The sequence below is a fragment of the Metabacillus sp. GQ13 genome (assembly GCF_059758525.1).
The window spans coordinates 227,214-251,299 of the sequence record NZ_JCAXET010000003.1; the positions used below are offsets into that span (position 1 = coordinate 227,214).

The 24,086-nt window shown below is 34.9% G+C and carries 18 protein-coding genes; 2 read left to right on the forward strand and 16 right to left on the reverse strand.

Annotated features, from left to right (window positions below; translation table 11 throughout):
- Nucleotides 1-5 precede the first annotated feature (5 nt).
- The 3 genes from polA to hflK form a co-directional block, all read right to left on the reverse strand.
- The gene (gene polA / locus AC6CHR_RS04995; protein ID WP_498247412.1) at nt 6-2,636 is read right to left on the reverse strand and encodes a DNA polymerase I; all 2,631 of its coding nucleotides are present in this window, start codon (nt 2,634-2,636) and stop codon (nt 6-8) included.
- 221 nt (nt 2,637-2,857) lie between these two features.
- Entirely contained in the window at nt 2,858-3,787 is a 930-nt protein-coding gene (gene hflC, locus AC6CHR_RS05000; protein ID WP_498247413.1) for a protease modulator HflC, read from the reverse strand.
- Nucleotides 3,777-4,760 (reverse strand): FtsH protease activity modulator HflK, encoded by a 984-nt coding sequence (hflK, locus tag AC6CHR_RS05005; RefSeq protein WP_498247414.1) that lies wholly within the window; start codon nt 4,758-4,760, stop codon nt 3,777-3,779. Before hflK ends, hflC begins: the two co-directional genes overlap by 11 nt.
- A gap of 447 nt (nt 4,761-5,207) precedes the next feature.
- Here hflK and asnA point away from each other — a divergent pair, with 447 nt between their 5' ends.
- Entirely contained in the window at nt 5,208-6,170 is a 963-nt protein-coding gene (gene asnA / locus AC6CHR_RS05010; protein WP_498247515.1) for an aspartate--ammonia ligase, read from the forward strand.
- Between the two features lie 432 nt (nt 6,171-6,602).
- Here the strand turns inward: asnA and pnpS are convergent, their stop codons facing one another.
- From pnpS to AC6CHR_RS05040, 6 genes are all read right to left on the reverse strand, one after another.
- Complete coding sequence (pnpS, locus tag AC6CHR_RS05015; protein ID WP_498247415.1) at nt 6,603-8,372, reverse strand: two-component system histidine kinase PnpS; 1,770 nt, start codon at nt 8,370-8,372, stop codon at nt 6,603-6,605.
- Nucleotides 8,365-9,084, reverse strand: a complete 720-nt coding sequence (locus AC6CHR_RS05020) for a winged helix-turn-helix domain-containing protein (RefSeq protein WP_498247416.1) — start codon at nt 9,082-9,084, stop codon at nt 8,365-8,367. Before AC6CHR_RS05020 ends, pnpS begins: the two co-directional genes overlap by 8 nt.
- Before the next feature lie 695 nt (nt 9,085-9,779).
- On the reverse strand, nt 9,780-10,718 hold the full coding sequence (mdh, locus tag AC6CHR_RS05025; protein WP_498247418.1) for a malate dehydrogenase: 939 nt from the start codon (nt 10,716-10,718) through the stop codon (nt 9,780-9,782).
- 145 nt (nt 10,719-10,863) lie between these two features.
- A complete protein-coding gene (gene icd / locus AC6CHR_RS05030) occupies nt 10,864-12,135 on the reverse strand; it encodes an NADP-dependent isocitrate dehydrogenase (protein WP_498247419.1) in 1,272 nt (423 codons plus the stop codon).
- A 193-nt stretch (nt 12,136-12,328) separates the two neighbouring features.
- Nucleotides 12,329-13,447, reverse strand: a complete 1,119-nt coding sequence (gene citZ / locus AC6CHR_RS05035; RefSeq protein WP_498247421.1) for a citrate synthase — start codon at nt 13,445-13,447, stop codon at nt 12,329-12,331.
- Nucleotides 13,448-14,229: 782 nt separating this feature from the next.
- Nucleotides 14,230-14,694: a DUF441 domain-containing protein gene (locus tag AC6CHR_RS05040; RefSeq protein WP_498247422.1), complete on the reverse strand. Its 465-nt coding sequence runs from the start codon at nt 14,692-14,694 to the stop codon at nt 14,230-14,232.
- Nucleotides 14,695-14,900: 206 nt separating this feature from the next.
- On the opposite strand from AC6CHR_RS05040, the gene ytvI reads away from it, so the two are divergent.
- On the forward strand, nt 14,901-16,016 hold the full coding sequence (gene ytvI / locus AC6CHR_RS05045) for a sporulation integral membrane protein YtvI (RefSeq protein WP_498247423.1): 1,116 nt from the start codon (nt 14,901-14,903) through the stop codon (nt 16,014-16,016).
- Nucleotides 16,017-16,145: 129 nt separating this feature from the next.
- Here the strand turns inward: ytvI and AC6CHR_RS05050 are convergent, their stop codons facing one another.
- From AC6CHR_RS05050 to ystJ, 7 genes are all read right to left on the reverse strand, one after another.
- Complete coding sequence (locus tag AC6CHR_RS05050) at nt 16,146-16,532, reverse strand: FxsA family protein (RefSeq protein WP_498247424.1); 387 nt, start codon at nt 16,530-16,532, stop codon at nt 16,146-16,148.
- Nucleotides 16,533-16,796: 264 nt separating this feature from the next.
- Complete coding sequence (gene pyk, locus AC6CHR_RS05055; RefSeq protein ID WP_498247425.1) at nt 16,797-18,557, reverse strand: pyruvate kinase; 1,761 nt, start codon at nt 18,555-18,557, stop codon at nt 16,797-16,799.
- Between the two features lie 206 nt (nt 18,558-18,763).
- Nucleotides 18,764-19,723 (reverse strand): 6-phosphofructokinase, encoded by a 960-nt coding sequence (pfkA, locus tag AC6CHR_RS05060; protein ID WP_498247426.1) that lies wholly within the window; start codon nt 19,721-19,723, stop codon nt 18,764-18,766.
- Between the two features lie 341 nt (nt 19,724-20,064).
- Nucleotides 20,065-21,042 carry an acetyl-CoA carboxylase carboxyl transferase subunit alpha gene (gene accA / locus AC6CHR_RS05065; protein ID WP_498247427.1) on the reverse strand — a complete coding sequence of 326 codons (978 nt, stop codon included), beginning with the start codon at nt 21,040-21,042 and terminating at the stop codon, nt 20,065-20,067.
- A complete protein-coding gene (accD, locus tag AC6CHR_RS05070) occupies nt 21,036-21,911 on the reverse strand; it encodes an acetyl-CoA carboxylase, carboxyltransferase subunit beta (protein WP_498247428.1) in 876 nt (291 codons plus the stop codon). Before accD ends, accA begins: the two co-directional genes overlap by 7 nt.
- A gap of 155 nt (nt 21,912-22,066) precedes the next feature.
- The gene (locus AC6CHR_RS05075) at nt 22,067-22,693 is read right to left on the reverse strand and encodes a FadR/GntR family transcriptional regulator (protein WP_498247429.1); all 627 of its coding nucleotides are present in this window, start codon (nt 22,691-22,693) and stop codon (nt 22,067-22,069) included.
- Nucleotides 22,694-22,710: 17 nt separating this feature from the next.
- Nucleotides 22,711-23,940: an NADP-dependent malic enzyme gene (gene ystJ / locus AC6CHR_RS05080; RefSeq protein WP_498247430.1), complete on the reverse strand. Its 1,230-nt coding sequence runs from the start codon at nt 23,938-23,940 to the stop codon at nt 22,711-22,713.
- Between the last annotated feature and the right edge of the window lie 146 nt (nt 23,941-24,086).

Below are 24,086 nucleotides of genomic sequence, written 5' to 3' on the forward strand. Positions count from 1 at the left end.
ACTATCTATTTAGCGTCATACCAAGAATCTCCATAAGAATAATCCACCTTCAACGGTACATTTAATTCCACTGTATTTTCCATAACATCAGGTACAATTTTTTCTAATATTGCAATTTCCTCTCTTGGAGCTTCAAATATTAATTCATCATGTACTTGCAACAATAATCTAGCTTGAATATTTTCTTGCTTCAACCTTGCAGCCATATCGATCATAGCCTTCTTAATAATATCTGCTGCACTACCTTGAATTGGTGTATTCATAGCCGTTCTTTCTGCAAAACTACGTAAATTAAAGTTACTGCTAGTAATTTCAGGTATATATCGTCTACGCTGAAGTAGTGTTTTCACATAGCCCTTTTCCCTCGCATTAACGACAATATCTTCCATATACTCTTGAACTCCAACAAAAGTAGTCAGGTAGCGTTTAATAAATTCTCCTGCTTCTTTTCGATTAATCCCCAAACTTTGAGATAGACCATAATCACTAATTCCGTATACAATCCCAAAGTTAACTGCCTTAGCCTGTCTTCTCATGTTAGAAGTGACTTCTTCTGCATCAACATGGAAAACCTCCATTGCGGTTTTCGTATGGATATCTAAATCATTCTGAAAGGCTTCGACAAGGTTTTTGTCGTTCGCAATATGAGCTAACACACGTAATTCAATTTGTGAATAATCAGCTGCAAATATCACCCAATCCTTTTCAGAAGGAACAAAAGCTTGGCGGATTTTTTTACCTTCTTCAAGTCGTATCGGGATATTTTGCAGGTTAGGATCAATTGAACTAAGTCGTCCTGTTGTCGTTAATACTTGATTGAATCGAGTATGAACCTTGTCTGTATTTTTATGAACAACCTTTAATAATCCCTCAATATAGGTTGACTGTATTTTTCCAAGTTGACGATAATGAAGGATTTCTCTAACAATTCCGTGTTTTTCTTCAAGTTTTTCTAACACATCTGCAGAGGTTGAGTATCCTGTCTTCGTTTTTTTAATAACTGGAAGATTTAATTTCTCAAATAAGATGATCCCAAGCTGTTTAGGAGAATTAATATTAAATGACTCTCCTGCATGTTCGTGAATTTTCACTTCAAGAATCGATAATTGTTCCGCTAGATCCTTTCCCATATCCTTTAAACGTTCAACATCCACTTTAATACCTGTTGCTTCCATTTCAGCAAGTATGACTGATAGCGGGAGTTCTAAGTCATAAAATAATGATGATTGATCATTACTTTCAAGTTCATCCTCAAGCTTTTCTTTTAACAAATCGATTGCTTTGCTTTTACGAACGAGATGCTCACTAAGCTTGTCTTCAGTAGGTATAGATCGTTTGGCACCCTTACCATAAACACTCTCATCAGTTTGAACAATTGTTAATCCTTTTGTTTTCGCAACTCCAGCTACATCGTCGAATGTTGCGGATGGGTTTAATAAGTAGGCTGCAATTAACACATCAAAGTTGACACCTTTTAAAGAAATCCCTTTCCACTTAAGAGCAACAATTGTCTTCTTACCATCATAAACAACCTTTTGCTTCGTTTCATCTTCTGCCCATTTTTTGAAAGATTCCGAAGCTATTGCTACCTCAACTGGGATATAATAATCACCATTTTCATTATGAATGGCAACCCCTATAATATCAGCATTATGATAGCTGTCCTCTAATACCTCAACATATAGGGCAGCCTGATTTGTTAAAAGATCAGACGTCACTTCTGAGACAAGCTCATAACTTATATCTTCAACAATAACTTCTTCTTCAATTACATCTACTCCAAGCTTTTCTAATAATGTGTTAAATCCTAGTTCTTTAAAGATATCCGTTACTTTCTTTACATCAAACCCATTATATTCAGCATCATTTATCGTTAGTTTTAGCGGTGCTTCACAGTCAATTGTTGCAAGCTTTTTACTCATAATTGCTTGTTCACGATGTTCTTCTAATCTTTCTTTAAGTTTTTTCCCACTTATTTTCTCGATCGAGTCTAGGACATTTTCTAATGTTGAAAACTCTTTTAAAAGCTTTATTGCTGTTTTTTCTCCAACACCTGGTACACCTGGAATGTTATCGGACGCATCACCCATTAATCCTTTCATATCTATTATTTGTTCAGGGGTTAGTCCATATTTTTCCGTTACAAATGTAGGTGTATACGAATCAACATCTGTAATTCCCTTTCTCGTTATATCGACAGTTACTTTGCCTGTTACCAGTTGGGTTAAATCTTTATCCCCAGATATTACTTTAACCTCGTAGCCATCCTGTTCAGCTTGTTTCGAAAGCGTACCGATAATATCATCCGCTTCATAATTTTCTAGCTCATAACGGGATACTTGATAGGCATCAAGTAGTTCTCTAATAAACGGGAACTGCTCGGATAGTTCTGGTGGCGTTTTTTGGCGTCCGCCTTTATATTCCTGAAACGTTTCATGTCTAAACGTTGTTTTCCCTGCATCAAATGCCACAAGTAAATGTGATGGTTTTTCATCCTCAAGTATTTTCATTAAAATCATTGTAAATCCATAAATTGCATTTGTATGTACACCTTTATCATTATTTAATAATGGTAGTGCAAAAAATGCTCGATAGGCTATACTATTTCCATCAATTAAAACAATTTTCTTTGTCAAAGTTTGTTCCTCCTATACAAGTTAAAATTCATCATAAAAGGCTAAATAATATTAGATTTTACTGTTTGGTTTTCATTTTATTTTGATAAACTTCTTTCACTTTTTTTAACGAAAAAAAACCGCCATTGCTCCTTCTATTCTAACATGTCTGTTAAAAGAAAGGAAAATGACGGTCACTTTTTACTATTTGCAAGTATACGAATTTCTATATTGCAAATATTCTATTGGTCTCCCTTTAGTAACCTAGCATATGGAGAATCAAACGGGATAATAATAACTGTTTCTTCATTTATTGTTTCTTTATATGATTGTAATGTTCTATATAATTCGTAAAATTCAGGATCCTTAGAATAGGCCGTATTATACTCTTTTGCTGCTCCTTTTTCACCTTCACTTCGAATAACTTCAGCGTCAGCACTGGCTTTAGCAAGCAGTTCTTTTACTTCTCGATCTGTGTTAGCTATGATTCTATTTTTATCAGCATCACCTTTAGATAGGTATCCTTGTGCTGTTGATTCACGTTCAGAAATCATCCTTGTGAAAACAGACTGTTCATTTTCAGCGGGTAGGTCTGTACGTTTCATTCGAACATCTGTTACAACAATCCCATAATTATCCTTTTCTAATAACTTATTAACAATTTCTGTGACCTTGTCATTTAAGCTACCTCTTGATGAATTTTCATCATTGATAATTTCATCGTAGTTTAATTGACCAAGTTCAGAACGAACTGTCGAAAAGACAAATTCAGCCATTTTTGTTTCCGCGTTAACAAGTGTCCTAGCACTTGATATCATTTTTTTCGGTTCTTCAATATGCCATACAGTATAATTATCAATAATTAAGCGTTTTTTATCTTTTGTGTTAATTTCAGCTTCTTGAACGTTATAGGTCATTTTATATTTCGGTAATGTTGTAACGGATTGAATAAACGGAATTTTATAGTTTAATCCTGGTTCTTCAATTATGCGCACGACTTCACCAAATTGACGAACAACTTTATATTCATTTTCCTTTACAATATACAAATTGGTTAATACAACAACAATTACTATCAGCGAAATCAACAGTATGATTCCTCCGCGTAAATAACCTTTAAATGAAAATGCCGACTTTTTTTCCTCCATATTTACCACGTTATCATTGTCCATTCGTTTCACTTCCTTCACTGCCTTCTTCTGCTGGTACAACAGGCTTAGTAGTTGTTGCACCTTTAATCGGTAAATACTTCATTGTATTACCGTTATCCTCCATAATATAAATCTCTGCATCTGGCAGAACTTGATCAATTGTCTCTAATACTAAACGTTTTTTAGTAATATCCTTTGCATTTACATATTCATTATAGATCGCGTTAAATTGAGCAACATCCCCACGAGCTTCCTGTAATCTAGCTGCTTTATCCCCTTCAGCTGCAGAGATGATGGCATCTTTTTCCCCTATCGCTTCCTCGGTACGTTTATTTTTATATTTGTCTGCTTCATTTTTTCTTGTGTTCATTGTTTCTCGCGCATCAGTTACATTTGTAAATGCTTTTCTAACCTCTTCGTTAGGAAGATCAACATCCTGCAATTTAACTGCTAGAACTGTGACTCCTATGTCATACTCCTCTATAAGAGTTGCTAATAATTCTTGGACCTGCTTTTCAATCTCAACCTTTCCAGAGGTTAATGCGTCATCAATGGTTGAACTTCCGATGATACTTCTCAAAGATGCTGAAGTTGCATCTTCTAACAATTCTTGGGGATTTTCTGCATTAAATAAGTATTTTCCTGGCTCTGTTATCTTCCATTGGACAACCATGTCAGCAAAGACAATATTTTCATCACCAGTAATCATTTTCGTTTCTTTTGGATATTCCTTTACATCACCGTCTTCAGATTCATCATATCCAAATTGTAAACTGAATGTTTCTTTAGAAAGAACCTCTACAGATTGAATTGGCCATGGATATTTAAAATGTAATCCAGGTTCACTGACCCCTTCCTCTACTTCACCAAGTGTAATCATTACAGCTTGTTCAGATTCATCTACTGTGTACCACGAAGTAAATGCAACAATAGCTAAAATAGCAATTAAAAGTGCAAAACCACTAATCGTAAAAATTCTCTTTATACTTATCATTTAATTCCCCTACCTTCTTATGATCCTCTACATATTCCATATGAATGGAATGCTAATTTTATGTATAGGTCATTTACGTCTACCTTTAATACGAATGTATTACAAAAAGGTTTCAAATTATTTCATTTTAATCACTTGATCAAAATTTCTGTTTTTGCCTTTACAATAATTTGTGTTGTTACTAAATATTATTAAGTTGGAAAGTCATCTATAATCTCATTAGAGTAACAGGTCTGATCTTTTTTCATATTGTAACTTGAGTATTCTTATAGGTCTCTTTACTAGCGATTTATCATCTATATGCTGAAAATTGACTCCTTCACAATATTCTATTGAACTGCTACCAAGTGAAAAATCGTCAATATTAAATGTTCTGTCATCGGAGGTTCGGATAAAGTGAGTAAAATATCTATTGGAACAAAGCAATACAAATCGATACTAAATTTAATGCATACAGAAATTGCAATTAACGAGGTAAAAGATTTTTTTGAGAATAAATTTTCAGAATCGCTTAACTTAATTAAGGTTTCAGCTCCTTTTTTACTTAAAGAAGGAAAGGGGATAAATGATAATTTAAATGGTATAGAGAGATTCGTTTCCTTTGATGCTTTAGATATTCAGAATACAAATATTGAAATCGTTCAATCACTAGCAAAATGGAAGAGAATCGCTTTAATGAGATATGGTTTTACCTTTGGTGAAGGTCTTTATACAAATATGAATGCGGTAAGAAGAGATGAGAAATTGGATCATATTCACTCGATCTATGTTGATCAATGGGATTGGGAGAAAGTAATTACAAAGGAAAGTCGTACAAAAGAGACACTACTCGCTGAAGTACAAAAAATTTATCATTCTATTAAATTAACTGAAAGTTACATGTATGAATTCCATCCGATGTTAAAACCTATACTCCCAGAAGCAATCTATTTTATTTCATCTCAAGAATTAGAAACGATGTTACCAAATTTAACACCAAAAGAGCGCGAAGATCAAATTACAAGAGAGCATGGTGCTGTATTCGTCATGCAAATTGGAAATAAATTATCATCTGGAGAAAAACACGATGACCGTTCTCCGGATTATGATGACTGGTCTCTAAATGGCGATATCTTACTTTGGAATCCACTATTGGAAAAGGCATTTGAAATTTCCTCTATGGGGATCAGAGTAGATGCTACATCACTTTCAAATCAACTATCGCTTGCAAGAAATGAGGATCGAAAAGGACTAGATTATCACCAATCTATACTTAATGGAGATCTTCCCTTTTCAATAGGTGGAGGAATAGGCCAATCTAGATTATGTATGTTTCTTTTAAAGAAAGCACATATAGGTGAGGTTCAAGTTTCGGTATGGAATGATCATATTAGAAATGAATGTCTAGAAAAAAATATACCTCTCCTGTAATATTAATAGTTAGGGCAGAATAAATGCGGAATCATCTCAAAAAGCACCCTAATATTTCAAAACTTACTAACAATCATCGTTTGCATATTCTGCCTTTTTTAACCCGATATTTTTCTTATATAAATTTAATAAAGACAAAAAAGGGACAAGAGCTTGATGCTCTTGTCCAAAAATTGGCTCCTTGGATGAAGGGGTTTTCACTTTGTATCATATCAACTTTATATTAAGATAGAATAAATTAGATGTAAATTGTTTGTAAAGGCAATCATTAAAGCTCTTTTTCTAAACGTTTATTACTAACAAAACTAAAAAATCGGTCATTGGCTTTTTCCGTTTAATTAGACACTAAAGAACAGTCTGATTCATTTATCGAAAAGAGCACGAAGACAAACTAAATACGAAAAACAACAACCTTTTGCGAAAACACCTTCTTTAATAATCAATCGGTTGTTTTATACATAACTTTACCGTAAAGGTTGTTCCTTCACCTATTTTACTCGATACACTTATTTGTCCCTTATGGGCTTCAATTAAATGCTTAACAATTGCCAACCCTAACCCAGTTCCACCAGAATTTCGGCTTCTTGCTCGATCAACTCGGTAAAACCGTTCAAAAATTCTCGGGATTTCTTCTTTTACTATGCCAATTCCATTGTCTGATACTTTTATCATTACATAATGCTCATGTTTTTCAACACTAATATGAACAGATCCTCCCTGAGGAGTATATGTTATTGCATTATTGATTAAATTTATAAAGATTTGCTTAAGTCGATATAAATCTCCTTCAATATGTAATAAACCTTCTGGAATCGATACCGATAAATCGATATCCTTCTCCTTTGATTTCCCCTGAAGAATAATCACAATCTCTTCTAAAATTTCTCTAAGATCAATTATCTCAGTAGATAACTGAAAACCCTGTTGTTCCACTTTAGATAAATCGAGCAAATCCTGGATTAAAGATTGTAATCGGTCGCTTTCCTTAAGGATAATCGATAAAAAATATTCAGCTGTTTGATGATCATTAAGCGCACCATCTAAAAGTGTTTCACTAAACCCTTTTATTGAGGTTATTGGGGTTTTTAATTCATGTGATACATTTGCTACAAAGTCTTTTCTCATTTGTTCTAGCTTTTTTAATTCAGTAATATCATGGAAAACCAGCACAATTCCCTTCCATTCATCATTGGCACCTATTATCGGTGCACCATATACTTCAAAATGTTTTAACTCAATATTTAATGGCAGATGGAGATGTTTGCGAACCTTCACCTCCGTCATAAAAATTTCTTCTACTACCTCGATGACCTCTTTATGAGAAAAAGCTTCATAGTACAAATGATATAAAAATTCTGCAGAATCAACCTCAAAAAGCTCTTTATATGCTCTATTTACAAGGTTAATGTAACCTCTGCCATCAATCAAAATTAAACCGCTTCCCATATTTTCAATTAATGTTTGAAGTCGGTCCTGTTGCATTTCTTGCGCTCTAGTCATATCTTGAAGATTCCTTGCAAGTATATTAATTGACTGACTCAGCTTTCCTGTCTCATCTAAATGATCCTCATATGTACGAGCTTTATAATTTCCTTTTGCAAGCTCCATTGCAACTTTAGTAGCTGATTCAATTGGTCTTGTATATTGTGAGGTAATGCGAACTCCTAATACAACTATAACGATACATGCAGCACCTAAACATGCAGCTAGAATTCCCCACATTTGTTGAATCACACGATTTAATTCACCAATAGAGGAATTTACAAGGACAAGTCCTTCATACGAATGACCATCCATAACCGGTAAACCAAAGTATGCTATTTTCCCTTTTTGATCGGTGAAATAATGTCCATCCTTTTTATTTTTCATTAGTGGAAGGACATTTTCATACAAATGTTGATGATTATGGCTAGCTTCTAATTTCCCTACATCGTGTACGATCTGATCGTCTTCATCTAATATCATAATATGCGATTTAAAGGATTTACTAATTTCTAAAACTGCATTGGCAGCTTCCTCTGTAGTCAATCCTTTTTCAAATATTAATGTTTTCGTTAATTGTGTTTCTCTTTTCATGGAATCCTTAAAGGAATTTGTATAATAGCTATTAAAAATTTGTCCTAGAAGCAAACCTAAACCCACTAGTACTGCAATAACTAAAGTAATTAAAGCAAAAAGGAGTCGTGAACGAAACCTACTCATCCACCTTCGGCTCCTCAAGCTTGTAGCCTAAACCTCTTATTGTTTTAATATAAAGAGGCTTCTTCGTGTTAGGTTCAATTTTTTCACGTAAGTGACTAATATGAACATCCACGATTCTTGTATCACCAGCAAAGTCATAATTCCAAACAGCACTAAGGAGCTGATCACGAGTAAGTACACGCCCTTTATGTTTAGCTAGATACAGGAGTAACTCGAATTCTTTAGGAGTTAAATCTAATCGTTCATTTCCATAGTACGCTTCATAATGCTCTGGCAAAACTTTCAGATTACCAATCATAACTTGATCCGATTCGGTTGGATCCTTTTCATCAGCTTCTACTTGTGATTGTGATCTTCTTAGGATTGCTTTTACTCTTGCTACTACCTCACGAGGACTGAATGGCTTAGTCATATAATCATCCGCACCTAGTTCAAGACCTAATACTTTATCGAATTCGTCATCCTTCGCAGTAAGCATTAAAATAGGCACCATAATTTTCCTTTGACGTAACTCTTTACACACTTCAATTCCATCCATTTTAGGCAACATAAGATCAAGAACTAGTAGATCTGGCTCTTCTTTGATACAGCTTTGCAACCCTTCTTCCCCATCAAATGCGGATGAAACACTAAAACCAGCTTGTTCTAAATTATATTGAAGCAATGTTGATATTGACTGCTCATCATCTACTACTAATATCTTCTTACTCATATAAGCCTCCAAATTTCTTTTTTTCCTCCACCAATGAGCCAATCTCTTTTTATTTTAGGCTTCCAAGCCCTATCTTTTTTACATAAGAAACCACTAACATCTTGTACTGTGAATAAGTGCTTCGACATCTAGCGCCAAAGCCCAACGCGTTATGAACTTCTTTCTCCTTCATAAGATAAGTCAAGATCAAATCGTTAAGCTCTTCTTGTTTCCCTATCTACAGAGTGCTCCATTTCATACGTCTTTATCTACCAACGCAATCCACTTAACTCTCACTAGTTATTCTGAAACAGATAAATAGTGAACCTCATTCTATTATATATTGAATTTTACTAGAAAGGGTATTTATTTACTAATTTTGAGAGTTGTCTCTTCTATTTGAATTTCACGAAAATAAATTAAGGTTGTATTCGCAAAGATTGTTGTTTTCCGTACAAAGTACTAATGTACACGTTTTAAAAATATCTTCGTGCTCTTTTCCCTAAACTCTGATATCCCTCTAGAGATAGCTTCAATTTACATCATAAAAATCCAAAAATCGATCTTTATTAGTACTAGAGCAACAACCTTTTAGAAAAGAGCCTAAATTAAAAACAACCGACTCAAGATAAAGTCAGTTGTTTTAATGAAATAGCATTTTGGGTAACCTCAAGCTACAATTGATTTAATCCGATCCGCCTTAACAGGTATGAATATTAAGCTAATAACTTCATTACATTTTTAACTGAATTGGCAGACTTTTGAAGTGCAGCTTTTTCATCATCTTTCAATTCGAGTTCAATAATCTGTTCTAAACCATTTCCACCTAGAACAGTTGGAACTCCTAAATAAATTCCATCAAAACCGTATTCGCCTTCAAGATAAACGATTGTTGGAATAACACGTCGTTGGTCCTTTAGAATTGCTTCAACCATCTCTACTAGAGAAGCAGCTGGTGCATAATAAGCACTACCATTTCCTAATAAGTTAACGATCTCTCCTCCGCCTTTACGCGTTCTCTCTACGATTGCATCTAAGCGATCCTTCGGTATTAGAGTTTCTAGTGGAATACCACCAGCATAAGAATAACGCACAAGAGGGACCATATCGTCACCGTGGCCTCCTAAAACAAATCCTGTAACATCCTTCACAGAGAAATTAAGTTCTTGTGCAACAAATGTACGGAAGCGAGCAGAATCTAAAACACCAGATTGACCAATAACACGATGTTTAGGGAAGCCTGACTCTTTGAATACTGTATATGTCATTGCATCCACAGGATTTGTTAATACGATGATTGTACATTCCGGAGAGTACTTAACAATTTCTTGTGTAACACTTTTCATAATACCAGCATTAGTTGATACAAGGTCATCACGGCTCATACCAGGTTTTCTTGCAATCCCAGCAGTTATTACAACAATATCAGAATCAGCTGTATCTTCATAATTTGATGTACCAACAATGTTAGCATCAAATCCTTGGATTGGACTTGCTTCTAACATATCTAAAGCTTTTCCTTTTGTTGGATTTTCCATTTGAGGAATATCAACTAAAACGACATCTGAAAGTTCTTTCTGAGCTAATAAAAATGCTGTAGTTGCACCAGTAAAGCCACTTCCAATAACGGATACCTTTTTGCGCTTAATCGCCATATTAAAACATCCCCTTAATAAGTATAGGTTGGTTAATCGGGTCAATTCAATAAGTAAACAACCTATACTTACAAGAAAAGACCCTCTCCTACCAACTTGTTAAAATAAGACTTTTAATATATTCGAATACCGTTACACCTATAAATTAACTTAAGTTTTTAATTAACTCATCTGCGAATTCAGAGCATTTTACTTCTGTTGCTCCATCCATTAAACGAGCAAAATCATAAGTTACTACTTTTGAAGCAATTGTTTTTTCAATTGAATTTGTTACTAAATCAGCTGCTTCATTCCATCCTAAATGTTCAAGCATTAAAACACCTGAAAGTAGAACTGAAGATGGATTTACTTTATCAAGACCAGCGTATTTTGGAGCTGTACCATGAGTAGCTTCAAAAATTGCATGACCTGTTTCGTAGTTGATGTTTGCTCCAGGGGCAATACCGATACCACCTACTTGTGCTGCTAATGCGTCAGAAATATAATCACCGTTCAAGTTCATCGTTGCAACAACGTCAAACTCACGAGGACGAGTTAGGATTTGTTGTAAGAAGATATCAGCAATTGAATCTTTTACTATAATCTTACCAGCAGCTTCTGCATCAGCTTGTGCTTTATTAGCAACATCCTTCCCTTCACTTTCAACTAAGCGGTCATATTCTGCCCAAGTGAACACTTTATCTCCAAATTCTCTTTCTGCAAGCTCATAACCCCAGTTTTTGAAAGCTCCTTCAGTAAATTTCATAATATTACCTTTATGAACAAGTGTTACTGATTTGCGACCATGTTCAACTGCATAATTAATCGCAGCTCTTACTAGACGGCTTGTTCCTTCTTCAGACACAGGTTTGATACCGATACCAGAAGTTTCTGGAAAACGAATTTTATTAACGCCTAGCTCATTTTGCAAGAAACTAATAAGTTTTCCTACTTCTTCAGAACCTTGAGCATATTCAATACCTGCATAAATATCTTCAGTATTTTCACGGAAAATAACCATGTCAGTATCTTCTGGACGTTTTACTGGTGAAGGTACCCCTTCGAAATAACGTACTGGACGTAAACAAGTAAATAGATCTAATTCCTGGCGCAAAGCAACATTTAATGAACGAAATCCTCCACCGATAGGAGTAGTTAAAGGTCCTTTAATAGCAATTAGGTACTCGCGAATAACATCCAATGTCTCAGTTGGTAGCCATTCACCCGTTTGATTGAATGCCTTTTCTCCAGCTAACACTTCTTTCCACACGATCTCTTTTTCACCATTGTATGCTTTTTTTACAGCAGCTTCTAAAACGCGAGATGCCGCAGCCCAAATATCTGCTCCAATTCCGTCTCCTTCTATAAAAGGAATAACCGGATTGTTTGGTACGTTTAATACTCCATTAGTAACTTGAATTTTTTCAGCTTGTGTCAAAAAAATTACCTCCCAGATTATGTAATATATTTTATTTATCGATAGGATAAATATTCATCATTAAGTATAGTTGTTTTTAAACCATTTTGCAGATAATTTTAAAAAAATATAACATTTTACCCAGTAATCCCCCTTTATGTCAGGGGGATTACTTACTTGACATCCATTCAAACTATTTTCATCTTCTACGTAATTAATTACGTTGTTCTAATGGAATATAAACTTGTTTGCCAGGTCCCACATATTCTGCACGAGGTCGAATCAAACGGTTATCTTCATATTGTTCTAAAATATGAGCTAACCAGCCCGATACACGGCTAACTGCAAAAATTGGTGTGAACAGATCATGATCTATTCCCAAGCTGTGATACATCGATGCAGAATAGAAATCAACATTTGGTGGCAACGGCTTTCTAGATGTTACTACCTCTTCTATTTTGATAGACATGTCATACCATTTGGGTTCACCAGTTAATTTACTTAGTTTCTCTGACATTTTCTTTAAATGTTTAGCTCTAGGATCACCTTGACGGTAGACACGATGACCAAAGCCCATTATTTTTTCTTTATTATCTAGCTTCTCATTTATATAGCTCTCGACATTTTCTACCTCACTGATTTCAGACAACATTTTCATTACGGCTTCGTTTGCTCCGCCATGTAGAGGACCTTTTAATGCACCTATTGCAGATGTTACACCTGAATATACGTCTGATAAAGTTGCAACACATACTCTTGCTGTAAATGTCGACGCATTTAATTCATGATCTGCGTGTAATACGAGTGCTTTATTAAATGCCTCAATCGCTACATTGTCTGGTTCTGTTCCTGATAATGTATAAAGGAAGTTAGCAGCCATTGATAGATCCGTTCTAGGTTCTACTGGCTCTAATCCTTTGCGGATTCGTGCAAAAGAAGTAACAAGAATCGGAAGCTGTGCTTGTAGACGGATTGCTTTTCTATAGTTAGCTTCTGTATTCATCACATCTGCTTCCTCATCAAATAAGCCTAGTAATGAGACAGCTGTGCGAAGAGCAGCCATTGGATGCACACTATTTATAGGATATGATTTGAAGTGGTCAATAACCTGTTGTGGAATACTTGCGTTTTCTGCTAGTTGTTTCTTTATTTCATTTAGCTGCTCTACATTTGGAAGTTTACGATGCCATAATAAATATACCACTTCTTCAAAGCTAGCATTTTCTGCTAGTTCATCAATGTTAAATCCTGCATAAGTTAATGTATCATCAATAATTGAACTAACTGATGAAGTAGTAGCAATAATTCCTTCCAGTCCGCGAGTTACTGTCATAAAAATCCTCTCCTTTGCCTTTTATTACAGATAAATCATGCTAAAAGTTTAAAAGTAGGCCACCATTTTCCCTCATCGATACAAGATGTAAGATAACTATTTAAAAATAGATCTAATTAATAGTTTGATCAAAGATGCTTGAAACAATTAATTTCCAAACAATAGCGAAATACCTTCAGATCTTCCTTTAAACTTTTAGACGATTGAGCGCTTGCAAATGTAAGCACAAAAAAGAAAATGCTTACATTATTAGCTTCATAAACAGTCATAATAAGTTTTCTTATATTATTGACTTTTTTACTATAAATTCCTAATTTAAATGCAAGAGAAATTTAGTTTTTGAAACAATATTCCTCTAAAAGCTAATTCCCCTTTATGTAGGCACAAATAATAAACCTATCACTATTATAAACAATTATCAGACTTTTGTGAACGAAAAGAGTTCAATCAATCTAAAATTTTTTAGAAAAGTGTTTTTTTAATGGTTTTGTTACTATATCCTGCCTAACTATTATTACTTTAACATAAAATTGTTATATTAGTGTATAGAAAAGGGCAAATTCCCACGTCAATAATCTGACAAACTCACGTCTATCAATCACTACTTGTTGTTCGTTTTTAGAACAATTTATTTTGCTCTTTTAGACATCAACACTATTATTATGTAGTGTTCCTACTTCAACAACTAAGATTGATTACAATTTATGGACTACTAACTTATGACACCCACTACCCAAGCAGAAAAGATAATTAAATAGCAGCTTAGTACCTTATAAATCATTTTATGAACTAAAAAACTTGACTACTTGCATGGCAATATATGCGATACCAGCACCAATTAAAGGTCCAACTGCCACCCCGTTAAATAGAGCCACAGCTAATATTGTCCCAAAAACAAGTGCTGTCGTAATATGTGGATCTTCAGATAAAAGGATTAGCCCACTTTTAGCAATTAGCGCTACCGCTATCCCTGCACCTAAGGCGATCCATGCATATGCAGATTTAACAGCTTCTAAGAGTTGTTTAAATCCTATATCACCTGTTGCAATAGGGACCAAAACAGCAATTGTAATAATTGTGACCCCCCAGTTAATTCCTTTCGAACCTATTGTCGGGAATAACTTTGAATCTAAGCCAACTAGTTTAATAAGGATTAAACTAGATACAGCGATGATTAATGATTGATTTCTGGCTAATATACCAATACCTAGTAATATTATTAAAAAAAACATTGGTTGACTGAACATGGTGTCACCCTCCAAATTTACCTTTATCTATATAATCGGAAGCACTTTTCCCTAAAGATAAAGACCTGTTATAGATATAGTACAATTTTACATATAAAAGGCAGACTTTTACATTCTATTTAGCATAGAATGTATAGATTATTACATAAACAAGCCTTCCCGATAATAAATTCTTTATAAGACATGAAATTCGGGAGGAAGACAAGTTGAACATTCAATATGTTTATAGCGTATTAAGATTACTTTTGATTGTCGGTTTATCAATCATTGGCATACTTTTGGTTTATTATTTATCTACACTAACATATCCATTTATTATTGCTATTTTTATTGCGTTTATCATTGATCCCATTGTTAATTTATTAGTGAAGAAGGCAAAAGTGCCGAGGGGCTTAGCAGTAATTATTTCAATCTTACTTCTAATTTGTATAATTGCCGGTGTTCTTATCCTATTAGTTGCAGAAATTGTAACGGGTACTACTTATTTAGCTAAAGTTGTTCCCAATCATTTGGACATTTTAGTTGTTTATATTGAAACATTTTTTGTTGAGAAACTAATGCCTCTCTATAATCAGTTAACATACCTTTTTAATAATCTAGAATCAACTCAACAAGAATCAATTATCACGAATGTTCAAAATGTCGGAGAACAGATTGCATCCAGTGTTGGAAATTTCATTAAAAGCTTTTTAGAAAATATCCCTGTTATGATTAGCTGGCTTCCAAATGCTGCAACGGTCATTATTTTTTCATTGCTAGCCACTTTTTTCATAAGCAAGGATTGGTATAAATTCAAAAAAACATTAAGACTAATTCTTCCGCAAAAGGCTAGAAAAAGTGGGAAAACAATTGTTGAAGAGTTGAAGAAGGCATTGGTTGGTTTTATCCGTGCACAAGCAACACTAATATCCCTTACCACAATAATTGTATTGTGTGGACTATTAATCCTTCGTATCGACTATGCCATCACAATCGCTTTATTAATTGGATTGGTTGATATTCTCCCTTATCTAGGAACTGGTTTGGTGTTTGTTCCTTGGATTATATACTTAGCTTTTAGCGGTAGTCTTCCACTTGCAATAGGACTAGGCATCCTTTATCTTATAGTATTAATTCAACGTCAAGTAATGGAGCCCAAAATCTTGTCTTCTAACATAGGGTTAGATCCATTAGCAACATTGATTTCTCTCTTTATCGGATATAAATTAATTGGATTTTTAGGATTAATAGTAGGACCAGTTGCTTTAGTCATAATTAATACTTTGAATCATGCAGGTGTATACGGGGATCTGTGGACATTTATAACCGGGAAGGAAAAATAGCATAATATTGAGACTAACTTAAAATGATTTACCTACCACAAACAACAATTATTCGCATGCTCTGACTGTTTCTCCAATATATTGAGTTTGTGGGGGATAAATCACTAGTAATAAATCAACCATGCACTATTAACGAATAATTGTTACTTTGTTTCTATCTATCATTTTCCGAATAATTTTTAATAAGAATGGCTTTATTTTATTTCGGCTAATAGGTAATAATAGAAAAATCCCAATTGCATCCGTTATAAATCCTGGGGTTAATAGTAATGTACCCCCAATTAGAATACAAAGTCCATCTAAGATAGCATCACTTGGAATTTGTGCATATTGCATTTGCTGCTGTGCTTTTCTGATTGTTTCAATTCCTTGTTTTTTTGCAAGCCAAGCCCCTAGTATGCCCGTTAGGATAATGAGTAAAACAGTTGGTATTGCCCCTATTGTTTTTCCAGATAGCAGAAGAATACCTATTTCTATTGCTGGGATGACAATTAAAAAAAATATGAAAACCCTCATTTTTTCCTCACCTTTCTAGAAGACCATCGTAACGAGTCATTATTATTTTGTTTCGATTATCTATCTCCATTCTATTCGATAAAAGGACAAAAGAGCAAGTTCACGGGTTAGCAAATATGTGATACATCTATATAATTGCTTCTAGCTTTTTAAATATGATCAAATATAATGCTCAAATTTTCTATACAAGTTTATTTACTCCATAAAAAAGAGAAGGGATTTCCCCCTTCTCCGATTTGGACCTTCATTCTTTATCAGATACGATTAAAGTACGCTTGCATGTCCACGATAGATTACACCACGGATTGCATCAACAGTAATATCTTGACCATCTGTAAATAAAGTTGTTGCCCCTTCAACTCCTACAATTACTGGTATACCTAGGCTTAATCCTACAACAGCTGCATGGCTTGTTAAACCACCCTCTTCAGTAATCAGCGCAGTTGCTTGTTCTAGAGCTCCCATCATATCACGGTCTGTACTTTGAGCAACGAGGATTGCCCCTTTAGTCATTTTCTCTTGTGCATCATTCGCTGTGCTTGCTACACAAACCTTACCAAAGGAAGATTTACGTCCAATTCCTTGCCCTTTTGCTAGAACATCACCAATCACATGAACTTTCATTAGGTTTGTTGTTCCAGATTCCCCAACAGGTACACCGGCTGTAATAACAATTAGGTCGCCGTGTGAAACTAATCCACTGTTCACTGCTTCGATAATAGAATGATCTAGCATCTCGTCAGTAGACGTTGAATGGTTACCACTTCTAGGATAAACACCCCATACTAGAGCTAATTTACGAGAAACTGAATCAGATATTGTAACAGCTACAATTGGCGCTTTAGGACGGTACTTAGAAATCATTCTCGGAGTATGTCCACTTTCTGTTGGTGTTACAATAGCAGACACACCTAAATTCAAAGCAGTATATGCTGTAGATTGACCGATAGCGTCAGTAATTGTTGTTCCTACTTGATCACTGCGCTTTGAGAGAATTTGTTTAAAATCTAAAGCTTGTTCAGCTCTTGAAGCAATATTGTGCATCGTTTTCACAGCTTCAACAGGATATGAACCAGCAGCAGTTTCTCCAGAAAGCATGATTGCATCTGTGCCATCAAAAATTGCATTTGCAACATCACTAGCTTCTGCACGTGTTGGTCTTGGATTGCGTTGCATACTATCTAACATTTGTGTTGCAGTTATTACAGGTTTACCTAATGCATTACATTTTCTAATTAACTCTTTTTGAACTAATGGAACTTCTTCTGCAGGAATTTCCACTCCTAGGTCACCACGCGCTACCATTAATCCATCTGAAACTTCAAGAATTTCATCAATATTATCTACGCCTTCTTGGTTTTCAATTTTAGGTATAATTTGAATATGACCAGCTTTATGTTCCTCTAGTAATTCTCTAATTTCAAGTACATCTGATGCACGTCGAACAAAAGAAGCAGCAATAAAATCAACATCTTGCTCAATACCAAAGATAATATCTTTTGCATCTTTTTCTGTAATACCTGGAAGTTTCACACTAACTCCTGGTACGTTAACACCTTTTTTATTTTTTAATGTACCATTGTTTTTTATGAGTGTTTTAATTTCACCGTTTGCTTGATCTAAACCAATTACTTCTAATTCAATCAGACCATCATCTAAAAGGATAGTTGAACCAATATGTACGTCGTCAATTAGGTCCTCATAGGTAACTGAGAATTTTTCTAAAGTTCCAACTACTTCTTTCATAGAAACATTAATTTCATTCCCAGCAACAAGCTCAATTGCCCCATTTTCCATTGTATTTGTACGAATTTCAGGACCCTTCGTATCCAATAGAATTGCAATATTTTTATTTAATTTAGCAGAAGCTTTTCTAATGTTTTTAATTCTAGCACCGTGTTCTTCAAAATCACCATGTGAAAAGTTTAAACGAGATACATTCATACCTGCTTCCATTAACTCAGATAATTTTTCAATTGATTCACTTGCTGGGCCTATTGTACAGACTATCTTAGTTTTACGCATTTACGTTCCTCCTACCATTGTGTGGACTAGAAAATCAATCTATAAGAAAAACTTGATTTCCTTCCTCTCCACATCCTTTATGGTTTTTTATATTAATCAAACGACATTACTTACTATCTGATTGCTTATATAAGTCATCAAGCCGTGTCTAACTATATTTCTCTCATAATTCAATGGAAACCTCTTTATGAAAACGATACCAGACCTTATATTGATAACTCTTTTGATAAACGGTACATATTATTATCAATTTTATGTGGTTGATCTAAGATCTCCAAAATATCATGATGAACAAGTTCATTTTTTTGAATACCTACACAACGGCCACCTTTACCTTCTAATAGTAATTCTACAGCAAAGGCTCCTAGTCGGCTTGCAAGTACACGGTCAGATGCTGTTGGTGAGCCACCGCGCTGAACATGCCCTAAAACAGATACACGTGTTTCATAAGAAGTAGCTTCCTCAATTTGCTTCGCAAAATCTACACCGCTTCCAACACCTTCAGCCACGATAATAATACTATGTTTCTTGCCTCGCTCATGCCCTCGCTTTAAGCGTGAAATAATATCATCCATGTCATATGCAGCTTCAGGAATCAAAATAGTTTCTGCTCCACCAGCTAATCCAGACCATAGTGCTATATCACCAGCATGTCTCCCCATAACTTCAATAACATATGTACGTTCATGTGATGTAGCCGTGTCTCTTATTTTATCAACTGCATCGATCACTGTATTAAGCGCTGTATCAAATCCAATTGTGAAATCTGTACCAGGTATATCATTGTCTATCGTACCAGGAACTCCTACACATGGAAATCCGTGCTCAGTTAATTTCTTCGCTCCCATATAGGAACCGTCTCCACCAATAACTACTAACCCTTCTATACCATGCTTGTTTAATTGTTCAATACCCTTTTTTTGACCTTCAAGAGTTTTAAATTCTGGGCATCTTGAAGAATATAGTTTTGTACCGCCACGGTGAATAATATCACCTACTGAACCTAATTCTAACTTTTCAATTCGACCTTCAATTAATCCCGTATAACCATGGAAAATACCATATACCTCAACATTATGAAAAATTGCTTTTCGAACGACTGCACGAACAGCAGCATTCATTCCTGGAGCGTCGCCACCACTTGTTAAGACACCAATTTTTTTCATCTTTCTTCACCCCACTATAAAAAAATAGCAATCATTATCTACTCTAAAAATAACATGAAAAAGCAAAACAACAAAGACCAAAGTCAACTTTTGTCGAATAACCTTTTTATGAGCCTTTTTTATTATACAATAAATTACCCTCTGTGTTTAATGAATTCTTTAATTTCACAAAAATTTATCAGGCTTTCAACCCATTTCATCAGTCCAAAACCAAGCATTATAGGTAAAACAACACGCTAAGTTCATGAGTGTGGTTTTCGAGATCTAATAAGCACACTACATTTATATGATATAGCCTTTTATACACAAAAGAAAACGTGGACCGATATGGTCTCACGCTCTTATTTTACCCCAATTAACTCATTTGTATAGGATACTTGACCAATTCTTTTAAATTTCTTGTAGCGATGCTTAATCAGATCTTCACCATTCATTTTTACTAATGTTTTTAGAGAGTTTTCTAATATTTCTTCAATATAAACAGCTTGCTTGGCGATATCTTTATGGGCCCCGCCTTTTACTTCAGGGATAATTTCATCTACAACCCCTAGTTCTTTTAAGTCTGGAGCCGTTATTTTCATCGTTTCTGCAGCTTTCTGAGCTAATCCTGCATCTTTCCATAACAATGCAGCAGCACCTTCTGGAGAAATAACAGAATAAGTAGAGTTCTCTAGCATATGAATATAATTGCCGACACCTAAAGCTAAAGCTCCACCACTCCCGCCTTCACCAATTACAATGCAAATAACCGGTACAGACAAACCTGCCATTTCAAATAAGTTCTTAGCAATCGCTTCACTTTGGCCGCGTTCCTCTGCTGCTTTTCCTGGGTAAGCGCCTTTTGTATCTATAAAGCAAATGATTGGACGACTAAATTTATCTGCTTGTTTCATTAGTCTTAATGCTTTACGATACCCTTCTGGATGCGGCATACCGAAATTTCTACGTATATTCTCCTTTGTATCTTTACCACGTTGATGCCCAATCACAGTAACAGGAAGGCCTTTAAACTTAGCAATTCCACTTACAATTGCATCATCATCACCATAATAACGGTCGCCGTGACACTCAAAGAAGTTTGTAAAAATATGGTCAATATAATCAAGCGTTGTTGGCCTACTAGGATGTCTTGCTATTTGAACTCTATCCCAAGGCTTAATTGCCGTGTAAATCTCATTTTCTAGCTTTTCTAATCGAATTTCAAGCTTTTCAATTTCAGATGATAAATCAACATCAGATTGACTAGTAAATTCTTTAAGCTCACTGATTTTTTCCCTTAGTTGTATAACAGGCTTTTCATATTCTAATTCTCCTACCATGTTATTTCACCTCCAGCCTGATGTATATCAAGTATATTGGCCAGCGTCTCTTTTAAATCCTGACGATTAATCACTGCATCCAATTGACCATGCTTCAATAAAAATTCAGCCGTTTGAAAGTCTTCCGGTAGATCTTCACGAATCGTTTGCTCAATGATTCGTCTACCAGCAAACCCAATAAGTGCACCTGGTTCAGCAAAATTATAATCACCTAAAGAAGCAAAGCTTGCTGATACTCCTCCAGTTGTCGGATGTGTCATCACAGATATGATCAAACCAGTGTTATCACTAAATAGTTTTAATGCTGAACTTGTTTTCGCCATTTGCATTAAGCTAAGAACCCCTTCTTGCATTCTAGCACCGCCAGAGGCTGTTAAAATAATAAAAGGCAAGCTTTGGTCATTCGCCTTTTCAATTGCACGGGTGATCTTTTCACCTACTACTGAACCCATACTCCCCATTCTGAAACTAGCATCCATAATCGCTACTGTCGTTTTAAAACCTTTAATGAAACCTTCACCAGTAACAACAGCCTCATTTTGTTTGGTTTTTTCACGATCCTTTGCTAACTTTTCATCATAACCCGGGAATCCCAATGGATTTTCTGAAATCATTTCTTTGTCGTATTCAATAAAGCTGTCCTCATCAAATAAGCTTTTAATACGTTCCTTAGCATTCATTTGGTTATGATATCCACAATTCATACATACTTTAAGATTTTTATTTAGTTCTTTTGTATACATGATTTTTTTACACTTTGGACATTTAAGAACGATTCCTTCAGGAACATCCTGTTTTGATTGATCTGAGGGAACCTCTGCATATTTTTTTTTCTTTGGTTTCTGTTTTGTAAATAAATCTTTTAACAAAACTGTACCTCCCCTTTTCTAAAGCTATTTCTCTACAAATCTTTTTAATTTCTACCTTTATTCTTGAAAATGTTCTAAATTTATCTTTACTTAATTTATGTCCCTTTCTACTTTAACCAATGAAGTGCAAGCATGTTGTTGAACTTTGTCAGTTACTATTCGACATTTTCCTTAATCGCAATATGTTGATATGCAGTAAATACCGCTTCTGGATTTTTGTTTAATAATGCCGTTACTAGCATGTCCAACTCTTCGTTCGAATATATTACCTCATGGTTACGTTTATCCACAAGAGTAACGTATTCACTTAATACCGACCAGATTCGATAGAGCAAATGATTGTTCGCTAATTGAACTAATTCCATCATTAGAGTATATCTAGATAGTGATTTCGTGTTAAGTTTCTTTGCAATTAAAATAAGCTCTTCTTTATGATTACTATCAAGTATTAATTGTAAAGCATTATATTCTAAAAGGGCATTCATTTGAATGATATCATCGATTGCCCTTGAGTCTTCTAATATAAAAGTACCAAGTAAATCTATTAGATTGTGTTCGCGAAAATCTTTGAGATATGTTCCTTCTCCTCTACGGGTTTCTATCATCCCTAATAACTCAAGGGCACGTAGAGCTTCCCTAACAGAAGATCTACCTACTTTCAGCTTTTCTGCAAACTCTCTTTCCGATGGGATTTTATCACCATATGAAAGATTTTCCTCTGTAATATAGGTTCTAATATGGTGAAGAATCTCAATATAAACTTTTGATTGTACATTGGACAAGAATCATTCACTCACTTCTACTCAATAATAGCCAGCTCTCTTGTTTTCTTTGCAATATCCTCTGGGTCTACCTTTATTCTCGCAACTCCAGTTTCCATTGCTGCTTTCGCTACAGCTTTCGCTACCTCTGGAGCTACACGAGGATCAAATGGACCTGGTATAACATAATCTGTCCTTAAATCATCCTCTGATACCAGTGATGCTATTGCTTCAACCGCAGCTATTTTCATTTTCTCATTTATATGTGTTGCTCTAACATCAAGTGCACCTCGAAAGATCCCTGGAAACGCAAGCACATTATTCACTTGGTTAGGAAAATCTGACCTTCCTGTACCTATTACCATTGCACCTGCTTTGATTGCATCCTCTGGCATAATTTCCGGTACTGGGTTGGCCATTGCAAAAATAATTGGATTTTCATTCATCGATTGAACCATTTCTATTGTTAATGCACCCTCAACAGACACACCAATAAATACATCAGCTTCTTTAATAACGTCAGCGAGTGTGCCTTCTTTTTGATCACGATTGGTGAATTTCGCCACACTTTCTTTAACTTTGTTCATACCATTTAGGCGACTTTCGAAAATAGCCCCTTTAGAGTCACACATAATAATATCTCTAACGCCATATGTATAAAGCAACTTTATGATTGCAATACCTGCTGCACCTGCTCCATTAGCTACAACTCGAATGTTAGACATACTCTTCCCAACTAATTTCAAAGCATTTACTAGACCAGCAACTGTAACAATTGCTGTTCCATGTTGATCATCATGAAAAATTGGAATATTCGTTTCCTTTTTCAATCGTTCTTCAATTTCAAAGCAGTTTGGCGCAGCAATGTCTTCTAAATTAACTCCACCAAAGTTTGGTTCCAGAAGTTTTACAGTATTTATTATTTGTTCTACATCTGTAGTTGCTAAACAAATCGGAAATGCATCAACACCTGCAAAACTTTTAAAAAGAACGGCTTTCCCTTCCATAACTGGTAATGCTGCCTCCGGTCCAATGTTTCCTAAACCTAAGACTGCCGTTCCATCTGAAACAACGGCTACCATATTTCCCTTCATCGTATAATCATATACTTTGTTTTTGTCATCATATATATCTTTACAAGGTTCAGCCACTCCAGGTGAATAAGCAAGACTTAGATCATGCGCATTTCGTACAGGTATTTTAGATTTGGATTCTAGCTTTCCTTTGTTAATACGGTGAATATGTAATGCTTCTTCTCGTAATGTCATAATATACATCCCCTTTGCACCTTGTAAAGTTGCCAAAAATGAGTGGTCAGACCACCGACAATCATGATTAAATGATACCATATTTCGATGGTTTATAAAATAGGTCTTGTGGTTTCACTTTTATCCCTTGATAGGATATTCGTAAT